This is a genomic window from Halomonas sp. GFAJ-1 (assembly GCA_002966495.1).
In the GTDB taxonomy this organism is placed as follows: Bacteria; Pseudomonadota; Gammaproteobacteria; order Pseudomonadales; family Halomonadaceae; genus Vreelandella.
In genome coordinates, this window is record CP016490.1 from 2,345,180 (window position 1) to 2,358,096 (window position 12,917).

Below are 12,917 nucleotides of genomic sequence, written 5' to 3' on the forward strand. Positions count from 1 at the left end.
AATAGTTTTCAGATAACGCCGCTAATCAAAAGATCATGCATATGTAAAGCGCCGATAGGTCGCTGCTGTTCATCGACCACGGCAAGCGCAGTGATACGGCTATCCTCCATGATCCGAACAGCTTCTGCAGCAAGCACATCAGGCCCAATACGTTTCCCAGGCCGTGTCATGACATCGTCAACACACACCTCTCGCAGGTCATGAAATTGATCGAGGGTGCGGCGTAGGTCGCCATCGGTATACACGCCGGCTAAGCGTCCATCGCTATCGACGACACAGGTGAAGCCAAGGCCTTGCCGGGTGATTTCCAACAGGGCATCCCGAAGTGGGCTACCCAGCGCAACTTGGGGAAGGCGAGCACCGTCATGCATGACGTCTTTAACACGCAGTAGCAAACGTTTGCCTAAGCTGCCGCCAGGGTGAGAGAGGGCAAAGTCTTCAGCGGTGAAGCCGCGAGCTTCTAAAAGTGCGACGGCAAGTGCATCTCCTAGCGCTAGCGCTGCGGTAGTCGAACTGGTAGGCGCAAGGTCGAGCGGGCAAGCTTCTCGCTCAACACCACTGTCCAGGTGGGCATCAGCATGTTTAGCCAGCGTGGAGCCGGGGCGGCCGGTCATGCTCACCAGGGGGGTGCCGAGTCTTTTAAGTAGCGGTAAAAGAGCGGTTACTTCGGCCGTTTCGCCAGAGTTCGATAGCGCTAATACCACATCGGCACGGGTAATCATGCCAAGGTCACCGTGGCTAGCTTCCCCAGGGTGGACAAAAAAAGCAGGTGTTCCAGTACTGGCAAGGGTAGCGGCTAGCTTGCCAGCAATGTGGCCAGATTTTCCCATGCCGGTGACCACTACCCGGCCTTGGCAGGCAAGAATCAATTGACAGGCATGATCGAAGCCTTCGTCAAGCTTCGCCTGCAGGCCCCCAATAGCGGCTTGCTCAATTTGCAGGGTGCGCAGCGCACTTTCACGCAGCTGGCTGGGTGTAGAGGGTGGCTGGCGCATGATGTTGATAGTCTCGTTAGCGTTCAAAAATGGATAGGTAAGAATAACATCTCGTTGCGCTTTATAGGTAAAGCGCTTCGTCGCTTAGCTGCTTAAAAAAGCGGCAGGATCCGTTGCAGTGGCCTGAGATAGCGACAACGAGAGGTGCTGTTACTGCACGCTGTTACTAAAGATAGTGTTAGGATACGATGTTCGATAATATTTAGAAAACGCTGTTTCTTTAGCGATGAATCCTACACTAAGCGGTGTGCGATGATCCTATACTAACCCGCTACGGCGAGGCGACAATGAAGGTCAATCAGCCTATGACAGATGTTCCCTTCATAGAAATTGAAGATTTGTACTTCTCTCGGGGCGATCTCGATATTTTTCGGGGGATCAACATGACGATCCTGCGGGGGAAGGTGACGGCTATCATGGGGCCAAGTGGCACGGGTAAAACAACGCTGCTTAAGCTTATTGGCGGCCAGCTGACGCCAGACCGGGGTCGAATTTTGATTGATGGTCAGGATGTCCATCGTTTGTCACGCAAGGCCCTGTTCGCGCTGCGTAAACGGATGGGCATGCTATTTCAAAGTGGCGCGCTTTTTTCTGATCTTGATGTGTTTGAAAACGTTGCGTTTCCTCTGCGGGTTCATACGGACTTACCTGATGCGATGATTCGTGACCTTGTGCTGCTTAAGCTTCAGGCCGTTGGGCTTCGCGGTGCTCGTCAGCTAACGCCCGCAGAACTTTCGGGCGGTATGGCGCGTCGCGTGGCGCTGGCGCGGGCGGTGGCGCTAGACCCAGAGTTAATCCTCTATGACGAACCGTTTGTAGGACAAGACCCCATTTCCATGGGCGTTTTAGTGCAGCTAATCAAGCGGCTAAATCAGGCGTTAGCGCTCACGTCGGTGGTCGTTTCTCACGACATAAAAGAGACGCTGAGCATTGCCGATTACCTATACTTGATTGCCGATGGTCAGGTCGTTGCCCATGGCACCCCCAAAACGTTGGATACTAACCAGGATCCGCGAGTTAGTCAGTTTATTCACGGCGAACCCGATGGGCCTGTGCCGTTTCATTATCCCGCTGAGAGTTTCTATCGCGATATTCTTGGGCAAGCTTCGGTCACAAGGGCAGGATAAATGCAGTCAAAACTCAAGCAAGGCACCGCTCATATTGCCCGTTTAGGTCGTAAAGGGTGTGATGCTATGGAAGCGCTGGGCCGAGCAGGCGTTTTTCTAGCGCAGTCTGCTGTGGGCATCCCGTCCCGGGAGGGGTGGGGGTTATGGCTTAAGCAGGTGCATTTCGTCGGTGTTCTATCGCTTGCCATTGTGTTGGTGTCGGGCCTGTTTATCGGTATGGTGCTGGCGCTACAGGGCTATACCATCCTGGTCGATTTTGGGGCTGAGCAGGCGTTAGGGCAGATGGTGGCGCTTTCGCTATTACGTGAGTTAGCACCTGTAGTAGCTGCATTGCTATTTGCTGGGCGGGCTGGGTCTGCATTGACGGCTGAAATAGGGCTAATGAAAGCAACCGAGCAGTTGACCAGTATGGAGATGATAGGCGTCGATCCACTGCGCCGTGTAGTGGCGCCGCGACTCTGGGCGGGCTTTGTAGCGCTGCCCATTCTCACCGTTGGGTTTAGCGTGGTGGGAATTTGGGGTGGCTATCTGGTAGGGGTTGAATGGCTGGGCGTCTTTGAAGGCTCATACTGGGGCAATATGCAGGCCAGCGTGTCATTTATAAATGACATTGGTAACGGCATGATCAAAAGTATGGTTTTTGCCGTGGTCGTAACCTGGATTGCGGTGTTCCAAGGTTATGATCTTATACCTACTTCTGAAGGTATTTCCCGTGCCACTACGCGCACCGTTGTGTATTCATCGCTAGCCGTCTTGGGGCTTGATTTTGTACTAACCGCCGTCATGTTCGGCGGCCTTTAATGGGTGGAGCAGTTTCATGAAGCGCACTAAAACCATGGAGTTTGGCGTTGGCCTCTTTATGCTGGCAGGTATTTTGGGGCTTGTGTTTCTGGGCTTGCGAGTCAGCGGGCTTACGCTTTCAGCTCCTTCCGAGACATTTCGGCTTGAGGCCAACTTTTCCAACATAGGTGGCTTAAGGCCCCGTGCCCGCGTCACCATGGCGGGGGTAACCGTTGGACGGGTTGAGGCTATTGAGCTGGATACTGAGTGGTACGATGCCCGCGTTGTGTTAAGCCTAAATAGCGATTTGGAAGGCCAGCTATCCCGGGACACTACGGCAGCCATTCTAACCGCTGGCCTGCTAGGTGAGCAGTATATAGGGCTAAGTGTTGGGGGAGATCCTGATGTTTTGCAAGACGGTGACACTATCCGCGACACCCAGTCTGCATTGGTATTAGAAGAACTAATCCAGCAATTTATATCCAATATGGTTAGCAACTAACGGCTGAAGACGACCCGTTATACACAGCCTGGACATACGACACTTAGAATGACGAGGTGAAGAGATAATGCAATATATCGATAAAGTAACTGCTCGCTGGCTGTTTGCCGTTGTAATGACGATGGTCATGTTGTTGCCAATGAGTGCCCAGGCGCAGACCCAAACGCCTGAAGCGCTTATTCGTGAAAATGTCAGCGCTTTCATGGCTGAACTTGAAGGGAGAGAAGAGTACTTCGCGAATAATCTTGATGAGTTAAAAGCCTTAGTTAACGACAGCCTTGATGAAGTGGCAGACTTTCGCTACATCGGTGCCAGCGTAATGGGAGGCTATTTCCGCAATGCGACGCCAGAACAGCGTAGTCGATTCGCTAACGTCTTTCGTCAAACACTGATTGATACCTATACTCGCGGGTTAGTAACTTTTGATTACGATGAACTTCGTGTGCTGGATAACCAGCGTGGTCAGCGCCATGAAGACCAGGCTAGTGTCGATATGGAAGTTGTTGCTAATAATGGTCAGGTTTACCCGGTAAGCTACAGCCTGCGGCTTTCCGATGGTGAATGGCGTGTAGTGAACGTGATCGTTAACGGCATTAATCTGGGCTTAACGTTCCGTAATCAGTTTGATCAAGCCATGCGCGAAAATAATCGCGACTACGATGCGGTTATTCGCGGGTGGTCCCCTGAGATTGGGGTTGACGAGCTAGAGCAGGGGGGCGATGCGTGACGCTGCTACTGTCACAGCCCAGCGTTTCCCTTGAAGTACAGGGGCGAACGCTTAAGGTAAGTGGAGATGTAGATGTAAGCGCAGCGGCCGAGTTGGCCGCTGCGGGCGTGAAATGGCTGAAAGCCAGTGGCTTGGACGAAGCAGCTTTTGACTTTACCGCTGTTTCAATGGCCAGCAGCGTCGCTATCAGCGTTCTCTTTGAGTGGATGCGAACCTGTAGCCGTCAAAAAATTGCCATCGAATCCATTGTACTGTCGGCACCTCTGATGCGGCTCGCATCGTTAGCAGAGCTTGATGAACTGATTGCACACCCAAGTGCGGCGCTAAGCGCGTAGACCAACATCGCCAAGCGCGCTGCTTTTCTTTATCATGTTTGCCTATTTCAAACTATCCAAATGGCCCCCAAGGAGTTTCCTGTCCCATGCAACCCAATGAAGTAAAAGCACTGCTCGAATCCCGCATCGAAGGATGTGATTTTCATATCCAGGGTGAAGGCTGTAATTTTCAGGTGATTGCGGTTGGCGAAGCCTTTGAAGGTCTCTCTCCTGTTAAGCGTCAACAGCTTGTTTACGCAGCATTAAGCGATGAAATCGCTTCCGGCGCGCTTCATGCTATTAGCATCAAAACGTTTACTCCGGTGCAGTGGCAAACTGCCCCGGAGAACGCCCAATAACGGGCGCGCTCATGGATAAATTACTTATTACCGGAAACGGTTCGGTTGACGGTGAAGTGTGGGCAAGCGGTGCTAAAAACGCGGCATTACCAATTTTATGCGCTAGCTTGCTTGCTAATGGCCCCGTGGTCATTGGTAACTTGCCTCACCTTCAAGATATTACCACGACGCTAGAGCTGCTCGGGCGCATGGGCGTTGAGCCAGTAATGGGCGAGAAGCTCAGTATTCAGCTAGACGGCTCTCAAGTTACTCAGTGTCATGCGCCTTATGAGCTTGTTAAGAAAATGCGAGCGTCTATTTTGGTGCTGGGTCCATTGCTTGCGCATTTTGGTAAAGCAGATGTGTCACTGCCTGGCGGCTGTGCTATTGGTTCACGTCCGGTTGACCTGCATATCCGCGGTTTGGAAGCCATGGGCGCTGAGATTCATGTCGAAAGCGGCTACATTCGTGCCACTGTAGATGGCCGTTTAAAAGGTGCCACCATTTACTTCGACACAGTAACGGTAACCGGTACTGAAAATCTATTGATGGCCGCGACCCTTGCTGAGGGTAAAACCGTTCTAGAAAATGCGGCACGCGAACCTGAAATAGTGGATCTTGCCGAATGCTTGATCAAGATGGGCGCTAACATTCGCGGCCATGGCTCCGATACGATCGTCATTGAAGGTGTTGAGTCGCTGCATGGCTGCGAGCATGACGTAATGCCTGACCGTATCGAAACCGGCACCTTTTTAGTCGCGGCAGCGATGACGGGTGGCCGAGTTAAAGTAAAGCGTACCCGGGCGGATATTCTGGAAGCAGTGCTCGCCAAGCTCGAAGAGGCCGGTGCTGAAATAACCACGGGCGATGACTGGATTGCCTTGGATATGCATGGCAAACGTCCTAAGCCGGTCAATATTCGGACAGCGCCTTACCCAGCGTTTCCTACCGATATGCAGGCGCAGTTTGTGGCTATGAATGCGGTGGCTGAGGGGGACTCTCGGGTAGTGGAGACTATCTTCGAAAACCGCTTTATGCACGTGCAGGAGCTGAACCGCATGGGGGCTAATATTGTGCTGGAAGGTAATGCGGCCCTTATCAAAGGCGTCGATAAACTTTCAGGTGCCCCGGTAATGGCGACAGATCTCCGCGCCTCAGCATCGCTAGTAATTGCAGCTATGATGGCGGAAGGCGAAACGCTCGTTGACCGCATCTATCATATTGATCGTGGTTACGAGTGCATTGAAGAAAAATTACAGCTGCTGGGTGCGAAAATTCGCCGCATACCCGGCTAAGCCATGCTATTAACCATTGGCCGACACAATGAGCAAGCAACTAATCTTAGCCCTTTCAAAGGGGCGTATTCTGGACGAAACGCTGCCGCTCTTAGCGGATGCGGGCATTACTCCCGCAGAAGATTTAAGTAAAAGTCGTAAACTGTTGTTCGATACCAACCTGCCTGATGTGAAGCTTGTGGTAATTCGCGCAACGGATGTACCTACCTATGTTCAGCTTGGTGCGGCCGATTTAGGGATTGCAGGTAAGGACGTGCTGTTAGAGCACGGCGCAGAAGGGCTTTATGAGCCTCTGGATCTTGAGATTGCGCGGTGTAAGTTGATGACTGCTGGCGTCACGGGTCAGCCTCCAGCCCACGCCCGCCGCCGAGTAGCCACCAAGTTTGTTAACGTGGCGCGCCGTTACTACGCGCAGCAGGGGATACAGGCAGAAGTCATCAAACTTTATGGCGCGATGGAATTAGCCCCGTTAATGAACTTGGCCGATGAAATCGTCGATATTGTCGATACGGGAAATACCCTGCGTGCTAATGGTATGGAGCCCCGTGAATTGATTGCCCATATCAGCACGCGCCTGGTTGTTAATAAAGCGTCCATGACGATGAAGCATGACCGAATTAAGCCATTGCTGGCCCGTTTGGACAGTGCGGTTAAGCAGCGCCAGACGCAGTTGACTGAATGACGCGAGGTTCTCCATGAGCGATAAGTCCATAGCCACAGTAGCCCGCCTCTCAACGGCTGATACGGCATTCCATCAGCGCCTTGATGCCCTGTTGGACTGGGAGGGCGTGTCTGATAAAGCAGTGCAGGCACGGGTTGAGGAGATATTGGCCGATGTTAAACAGCGCGGTGACGCGGCTGTAATTGAGGCAACGAACCGTTTTGATCGGATGGATGTGCAGCATATCGATCAGCTCCGGCTTTCTGCTGAACAGCTAAAAGCAGCCTTTGATGGGCTACCCGATCATCAGCGTGACGCGCTAGCTGTCGCCGCTGAGCGAATCAAGCGCTATCACGAGCGCCAAAAGCCCAGCTCATGGCAGTATGAAGAGGCCGATGGCACTGTATTGGGTCAAAAAGTAACGCCCCTTGATCGTGCGGGTATTTATGTGCCTGGCGGTAAAGCGGCTTACCCTTCCTCAGTATTAATGAATGCTATTCCCGCTCATGTGGCGGGGGTGCGTGAAATTGTTATGGTAGTGCCAACTCCTGATGGCGTGTTGAATAATCTGGTGTTGGCCGCTGCTCACCTAGCGGGTGTAGATTACGTTTTCACTATTGGCGGGGCTCAGGCGGTGGCTGCCCTCGCTTATGGTACTCAAAGTGTTCCACGGGTTGATAAGATTGTGGGCCCTGGCAATATCTATGTTGCAACGGCCAAGCGGGCAGTCTTTGGTCAAGTAGGTATTGATATGATTGCGGGGCCGTCGGAAATTATGGTGGTTTCTGATGGCAAAACCGATCCTGAGTGGCTGGCGATGGACCTTTTCTCCCAAGCGGAGCACGATGAAGATGCTCAGTCGATACTGGTGAGTTGGGATGCCGACCATCTTGATGCCGTAGAAGCCGCTATCGAACGTCTCCTGCCCACGCTTGAAAGAGAGGATATCGTACGGGCGTCGCTAAGCCGCCGTGGCGCGTTGGTTCTTTGCCAAGACCAAGCCGAAGCAGTTGAGATGATTAACCGTATCGCGCCGGAACACCTTGAGCTGTCAGTGGCATCACCGGAAGCTTGGCTTGATGATATTCGTCATGCAGGGGCAATTTTCATGGGACGCTATACCGCAGAAGCCCTGGGCGATTACTGTGCTGGCCCTAATCACGTGTTGCCTACCTCTGGCACCGCGCGGTTTTCATCGCCACTGGGTGTTTACGATTTTCAGAAGCGCTCATCCATTATTCACTGTTCTGCCGAGGGAGCATCGGAGCTAGGTAAGGTGGCATCGGTGTTGGCAAGGGGTGAGTCACTGACCGCTCATGCGCGGTCAGCGGAGTATCGTATTCTAGAGTGATCGGCTTTAACGCCAGAGCTGGCTCAAGAGCCGCTCTGGCGCTCGCTTAGCGTTGCATTATCGGGTGCCGGGCGCTCGCCTACTTCCAGTGTCATTTCCATACGCTCACCGCTGCGGACGATAGTCAGTGGTAACGAGGTTCCGGGCGGGATGGAAGCAATATCACTCATTGTTGCTCGTGCATCGAGTATCGCCTGACCATCAATCGACAGCAGTACGTCCCCAGGCTGTAAGCCGGCTTTTGCTGCCGGCCCTTCACTCACCACCCCAGCTACGATTACCCCCTGCGGCGTACGCAGGCCAAATGATGCCGCAAGCTCCCGGGAGAGTGCTTGTGCCTCAATGCCCAGCCAGCCGCGAATAACACGTCCTTGCGTTACCAGTTCATTGAGAATGCTGTGGGCTAGGTTGGCTGGGATGGCAAAGCCTATTCCCTGTGACCCACCGGAGCGTGAAAAGATAGCGGTATTAATACCTACCAAAGCGCCATCAGGGTTTACTAATGCGCCGCCAGAGTTGCCGGGGTTGATGGCTGCATCGGTTTGAATAAAATCTTCGTAGGCATTTAGTCCAAGATGGCTTCGTCCAGTGGCACTAATAATGCCCATCGTAACGGTTTGGCCGACGCCAAAGGGGTTGCCGATGGCTAGCGCGACATCACCCACGGCGACATCTTCAGAGTTGGTCAGCTCAATAACAGGCAAGTTGTCGAGGTTAATACGCAGCACCGCCAGATCGCTCTCTGGATCAGTGCCGACGACTTCAGCCAGTGTTTCGCGGCCATCGCGTAGGGCAACTTGAATTTGGTCGGCACCATTAATGACGTGGTGGTTGGTCAGTACATAGCCATCTTGACTCACGATGACGCCAGAGCCAAGACTGGACAGCATACGCTGGTGAGTCGTTGCGTCGTCTCCACTGAAAAACTGTTGAAAAAAGGGGTCCGACATTAGCGGGTGCTGGTCACGCTCCACTATACGTGATGAATAGATGTTAACAACCGCAGGGGCGGCTTGATTCACGGCGTGGGAGTAGCTGGCTGGCCCCTGGTTGCGAGTCAGTGGTTCGGCCTGCCGTATTTCTGGAGGCGGCCGATTTGCTGGCTGTTCGCTACTGGTGGAAACCAGCGAAGGCTGCGTCTCAACAGAGGCGGGCGGTGACTGCCGAAAAGGATTGGGCAGTTTTTCAGGAAAGGCAAACAGCAAAAGAGCAGCAAGTAGTAGCCCGGTTATAATTGGCCATAAGTAGGGCAGCACAAAACGGTGCATGCGTAAATTCCTCAGCGGGTGGCAGTCTTAACGGTCGCGAGGTTCGCGTAAGCGCGAAGCGAGTTTTACAATGCGCGTATGGTAACACTTTATTGCTTAGTTCCTTAGCGCACCTAATAAATCAGTCAAGGAGTCAGCGTGATCCATCGCGACCAACTAGTAGCAGCGTGCGACCATCAGTTGCGGGCTTCACAATTTAAAGATTATACCGTTAATGGTCTTCAGGTTCAGGGGCGGGAAACGATTAAACGTGTGATGTCGGGGGTTACTGCCTGCCAATCACTTTTGGATGAGGCGGTGGCTTGGCAAGCTGACTTAGTATTGGTGCACCATGGCTACTTTTGGAAGAATGAGCCAGTTGCTATTACAGGCATGAAACAGAGGCGAATTAAAACGCTGTTAGAGAATGAGATTAATCTATTAGCGTACCACCTGCCGCTTGATGCCCATGCAGAGCTTGGAAATAATGCAGAATTAGCCAAGCGTTTAGGTTGGAAAGTGGAGGGGTGCCTGGACGGTGAGCTAGGAGAGGGCTTGTTATGGTCGGGTCGGGTGGCTGAGCCTCAATCCCTCAGCGAGTTGGCGCAGCAAATAGCTGGCGTGCTAGGGCGTACGCCGTTAGTTGTTGAAGCGCCGGGAGTGGGTCACGTGGATAAGATCGCATGGTGTACAGGTGGCGCGCAGGACATGATTTCCGCTGCCTGCGAAGCGGGTGCGCATGTATTTATTTCAGGGGAAATATCAGAGCGCACGACTCACCTGGCTCGGGAAATGGGTATTCACTACATTGCCGCGGGGCACCATGCTACCGAACGATATGGAGTGCAAGCGTTAGGCGAGTGGTTGGCAGGTGAGTATGGTGTGGAGCATCGCTTTGTGGATATTGATAATCCGGCATAGCAAGCTGTTTTGGGGCGTTTGGTTTTTGGGGGGGGCTAACATGAAAGCGGCGGTATCAGTAAGCTGATACCGCCGCTAATGAGTGGAAGTGTGTTTTGTAAATTATGCTTCAGTGACTAGTAGCGAGGCGGCTGTGGCGGTGTAAGGTCCTGTTCGTTAGTGCTCTCTTTTAGGCCAAAGTCTTCAGACAAGGTGCCACTTTTGCCATCCGCGTAGTCTCTAGGCATGTCGAGGGTTTCATCAATGCCTGAGAGGCTCTGAATTGGCGTACCTGTTTCCAATGTTTTGGCGGCTGCTTTTTCTAACTTCCATTGCGTGGCCTCGTCTTCAAGCTGCTGTTCTAACAGGTCGGCTTCGGCGCGAATGTTTTCAAGTCGCTTGCGAACGTCCAGGCTCAGTCCGCCCATGGCTTTTTTAAGTTCGGCTATGTGGTGTTCACGCTCTAGTAGCGTTTGCTGAAGCATTGAGGTTTGGCGTTGGCCTTTGCTAAACAGGCGATAGCACACCATGCCGATAATAAAACCGATGATGATGCCAGTAATCGCAAAGGTAAATGGCGAGCTTGCTTCCACGATGTTCTCCCTGAAAGTTGAGTTGCACCACCAAAGGCATGTGCCGATGGTGCACCAACGAAACAAAGCCCATTATAGGCGTCTGCGTGGCGGTTAGGTCAATCTGCTCATGCGCTTAGCGATCGAGCAGCGTATAATTAGCCTCTTTTCGTAGGGTAGGGCATGGGCTTCGCGTGAGGTGCATGGGCTACGCTAAGCGCTGAGGGAGGCGAATCAGATGCCATCATCATCTGCACAGCAGGTATCAGGTCAGGCTCAGCGGCAAACGCCGATGGAGCGTTATCGCGCTGATTTAGTGCGCGACGACTTCCAATACGATCCAGCACAAGAGGCTGCCGTTAAGCACCTGCAAAGGCTTTACGATGAGCTGGTAGCGGCGCCCGCCGTCGCACCCAAAGCGATGGTAGCCAATAAAGGCTTTAAGGCCAAAATGGCTGGGTTGATGGGTAAGAAAAGCTCACCTAGCGAGCCGGTATTGCCGGCGGTGAGGGGGATCTATTTTTGGGGGGGAGTAGGGCGTGGAAAAACCTATTTAGTTGATACGTTTTATGAAGCGCTGCCTTTCCCCGATAAAATGCGCACTCACTTTCACCGTTTTATGCAACGGGTGCACAACGAGCTCACCCATTATAAAGGGGAAAAAAATCCTCTAACGCTAATAGCGGGTAAATTTGCTACCGAGGCTCGGGTTATATGCTTTGATGAGTTTTTCGTCAAAGATATTACCGACGCCATGATTTTGGCCACTTTGCTTGAAGCGTTGTTTGAGCGCGGCGTTGTGCTAGTTGCCACTTCTAATATCGTACCGGACGAGCTCTATAAAGATGGCTTGCAACGCGCGCGTTTTATCCCTGCCATTGAGCTTGTGAACCGGCACTGCGATGTCGTCAATGTGGATTCAGGGGTGGATTATCGTTTGCGAGCACTTGAGCGTGCTGAAATTTTTCATGCGCCCCTTGATGCTGCGGCAGAGCAGGAGCTATCGCGCAGCTTTCGTGAGATTTCAGGGCATGTTGGTGAAGAGGGCGCGCCATTAGAAGTCAATCACCGTGTTCTGAAAACGCGCCGATTGCATGATGATGTGGCATGGTTTGAATTTGCTGAGCTTTGCGACGGCCCGCGCAGTCAAAACGACTATATTGAGCTGGCTCGTGAGTTTCATACGGTTTTAGTGTCCAACGTGATTCAGATGAATGCCAAAACCGATGATCAGGCGCGCCGCTTCATTAATATGGTTGATGAGTTTTACGACCGAGGCGTCAAGCTTTTGATGTCGGCGGAAGTACCTGTGGAACTGTTATATACTGATGGAAAATTAACCTTTGAATTTCAGCGTACGCTTTCACGCCTTCAGGAAATGCAGTCCCACGAATATCTCGCCTTGGCTCACAAGCCCTAAAAGATTAATGGTGTCAGGGTGTGTCGATATTGGTTTAAGCACTGCCTAGTGATGCAGGGCGTCGTTACTGAGTAACGAGAAAAGTCCGATAAAAGTAGCGGTGGTACTTAACTTGGCGGAAGCCATGTTGTAGAATGCCGCCTCGCTACATGTTGCCAGCGTTAGTTGGCAACCAAAAAAAATAGGGATGGTGCACCACCGCCTAGCGGTGTTTGTCACCCAACACACTTAATCTGGTGATTTCATCCATGAAGACGTTCAGTGCTAAGCCGCAGTCCGTCCAGCGCGACTGGTATGTTGTCGACGCTACGGACAAAACGCTCGGTCGTCTGGCAACCGAGATTGCTCGCCGCTTGCGTGGTAAGCATAAGCCCGAATTTACCCCTCACGTTGATACTGGCGACTATATCGTTGTTATCAATGCCGAGAAAGTCCAAGTGACCGGCAACAAGGCGAAGGCTAAAACCTACTACCGCCACACTGGTTACCCGGGCGGTCTGCGTTCCATGACGTTTGACAAAATGCTTGATCATGCGCCTGAGCGTATCATTGAGTTTGCTGTTAAAGGCATGTTACCGAAAGGCCCGTTAGGTCGTGCCACGTACTCCAAGTTAAAAGTGTACGCCGGTCCCGAGCATCCGCATGCTGCCCAACAGCCGCTTGAACTGAACATCTGAGGAAATCTTCG

General features: G+C 52.5%; 15 protein-coding genes. 12 read left to right on the forward strand and 3 right to left on the reverse strand.

What is annotated here, in order from left to right; all coding sequences use genetic code 11:
• Positions 1 to 8: 8 nt before the first annotated feature.
• Positions 9 to 995 carry an arabinose-5-phosphate isomerase gene (locus tag BB497_10510; GenBank protein AVI63091.1) on the reverse strand — a complete coding sequence of 329 codons (987 nt, stop codon included), beginning with the start codon at positions 993 to 995 and terminating at the stop codon, positions 9 to 11.
• Positions 996 to 1,300: 305 nt separating this feature from the next.
• On the opposite strand from BB497_10510, the gene BB497_10515 reads away from it, so the two are divergent.
• From BB497_10515 to BB497_10555, 9 genes are all read left to right on the forward strand, one after another.
• Entirely contained in the window at positions 1,301 to 2,122 is an 822-nt protein-coding gene (locus BB497_10515) for an ABC transporter ATP-binding protein (protein ID AVI64336.1), read from the forward strand.
• A complete protein-coding gene (locus BB497_10520) occupies positions 2,123 to 2,923 on the forward strand; it encodes an ABC transporter permease (GenBank protein AVI63092.1) in 801 nt (266 codons plus the stop codon). It begins immediately after the preceding gene.
• A gap of 16 nt (positions 2,924 to 2,939) precedes the next feature.
• Positions 2,940 to 3,404, forward strand: coding sequence for an outer membrane lipid asymmetry maintenance protein MlaD (locus BB497_10525; GenBank protein AVI63093.1), 465 nt, complete (start codon positions 2,940 to 2,942; stop codon positions 3,402 to 3,404).
• Between the two features lie 67 nt (positions 3,405 to 3,471).
• Complete coding sequence (locus BB497_10530) at positions 3,472 to 4,131, forward strand: toluene tolerance protein (protein AVI63094.1); 660 nt, start codon at positions 3,472 to 3,474, stop codon at positions 4,129 to 4,131.
• A complete protein-coding gene (locus BB497_10535; GenBank protein ID AVI63095.1) occupies positions 4,128 to 4,466 on the forward strand; it encodes an anti-anti-sigma factor in 339 nt (112 codons plus the stop codon). Before BB497_10530 ends, BB497_10535 begins: the two co-directional genes overlap by 4 nt.
• Positions 4,467 to 4,552: 86 nt before the next feature.
• A complete protein-coding gene (locus BB497_10540; protein AVI63096.1) occupies positions 4,553 to 4,804 on the forward strand; it encodes a cell division protein BolA in 252 nt (83 codons plus the stop codon).
• A gap of 11 nt (positions 4,805 to 4,815) precedes the next feature.
• Complete coding sequence (locus tag BB497_10545) at positions 4,816 to 6,078, forward strand: UDP-N-acetylglucosamine 1-carboxyvinyltransferase (protein ID AVI63097.1); 1,263 nt, start codon at positions 4,816 to 4,818, stop codon at positions 6,076 to 6,078.
• A gap of 28 nt (positions 6,079 to 6,106) precedes the next feature.
• Entirely contained in the window at positions 6,107 to 6,760 is a 654-nt protein-coding gene (locus tag BB497_10550) for an ATP phosphoribosyltransferase (protein ID AVI63098.1), read from the forward strand.
• A 13-nt stretch (positions 6,761 to 6,773) separates the two neighbouring features.
• Positions 6,774 to 8,090 (forward strand): histidinol dehydrogenase, encoded by a 1,317-nt coding sequence (locus BB497_10555; protein ID AVI63099.1) that lies wholly within the window; start codon positions 6,774 to 6,776, stop codon positions 8,088 to 8,090.
• Between the two features lie 23 nt (positions 8,091 to 8,113).
• Here the strand turns inward: BB497_10555 and BB497_10560 are convergent, their stop codons facing one another.
• Positions 8,114 to 9,358: a transcriptional regulator gene (locus tag BB497_10560; GenBank protein AVI63100.1), complete on the reverse strand. Its 1,245-nt coding sequence runs from the start codon at positions 9,356 to 9,358 to the stop codon at positions 8,114 to 8,116.
• Positions 9,359 to 9,496: 138 nt separating this feature from the next.
• Between BB497_10560 and BB497_10565 the strand changes: the two genes are divergently transcribed.
• Entirely contained in the window at positions 9,497 to 10,258 is a 762-nt protein-coding gene (locus BB497_10565) for a Nif3-like dinuclear metal center hexameric protein (protein AVI63101.1), read from the forward strand.
• Positions 10,259 to 10,374: 116 nt separating this feature from the next.
• Here the strand turns inward: BB497_10565 and BB497_10570 are convergent, their stop codons facing one another.
• Positions 10,375 to 10,830 (reverse strand): DUF1043 domain-containing protein, encoded by a 456-nt coding sequence (locus BB497_10570; protein AVI63102.1) that lies wholly within the window; start codon positions 10,828 to 10,830, stop codon positions 10,375 to 10,377.
• Between the two features lie 217 nt (positions 10,831 to 11,047).
• Between BB497_10570 and BB497_10575 the strand changes: the two genes are divergently transcribed.
• The gene (locus tag BB497_10575) at positions 11,048 to 12,229 is read left to right on the forward strand and encodes a hypothetical protein (GenBank protein ID AVI63103.1); all 1,182 of its coding nucleotides are present in this window, start codon (positions 11,048 to 11,050) and stop codon (positions 12,227 to 12,229) included.
• A 248-nt stretch (positions 12,230 to 12,477) separates the two neighbouring features.
• Entirely contained in the window at positions 12,478 to 12,906 is a 429-nt protein-coding gene (locus tag BB497_10580; protein ID AVI63104.1) for a 50S ribosomal protein L13, read from the forward strand.
• Positions 12,907 to 12,917 lie beyond the last annotated feature (11 nt).

What these genes read in the sequence shown, in the direction of transcription:
- BB497_10510 (AVI63091.1), bottom strand. Translation starts at nt 995, where the DNA reads ATGCGCCAGCCACCCTCTACACCCAGCCAGCTGCGTGAAAGTGCGCTG.
- BB497_10575 (AVI63103.1), top strand. Translation starts at nt 11,048, where the DNA reads ATGCCATCATCATCTGCACAGCAGGTATCAGGTCAGGCTCAGCGGCAA.
- BB497_10515 (AVI64336.1), top strand. Translation starts at nt 1,301, where the DNA reads ATGACAGATGTTCCCTTCATAGAAATTGAAGATTTGTACTTCTCTCGG.
- BB497_10545 (AVI63097.1), top strand. Translation starts at nt 4,816, where the DNA reads ATGGATAAATTACTTATTACCGGAAACGGTTCGGTTGACGGTGAAGTG.
- BB497_10580 (AVI63104.1), top strand. Translation starts at nt 12,478, where the DNA reads ATGAAGACGTTCAGTGCTAAGCCGCAGTCCGTCCAGCGCGACTGGTAT.
- BB497_10520 (AVI63092.1), top strand. Translation starts at nt 2,123, where the DNA reads ATGCAGTCAAAACTCAAGCAAGGCACCGCTCATATTGCCCGTTTAGGT.
- BB497_10540 (AVI63096.1), top strand. Translation starts at nt 4,553, where the DNA reads ATGCAACCCAATGAAGTAAAAGCACTGCTCGAATCCCGCATCGAAGGA.
- BB497_10550 (AVI63098.1), top strand. Translation starts at nt 6,107, where the DNA reads ATGAGCAAGCAACTAATCTTAGCCCTTTCAAAGGGGCGTATTCTGGAC.
- BB497_10560 (AVI63100.1), bottom strand. Translation starts at nt 9,358, where the DNA reads ATGCACCGTTTTGTGCTGCCCTACTTATGGCCAATTATAACCGGGCTA.
- BB497_10555 (AVI63099.1), top strand. Translation starts at nt 6,774, where the DNA reads ATGAGCGATAAGTCCATAGCCACAGTAGCCCGCCTCTCAACGGCTGAT.
- BB497_10525 (AVI63093.1), top strand. Translation starts at nt 2,940, where the DNA reads ATGAAGCGCACTAAAACCATGGAGTTTGGCGTTGGCCTCTTTATGCTG.
- BB497_10530 (AVI63094.1), top strand. Translation starts at nt 3,472, where the DNA reads ATGCAATATATCGATAAAGTAACTGCTCGCTGGCTGTTTGCCGTTGTA.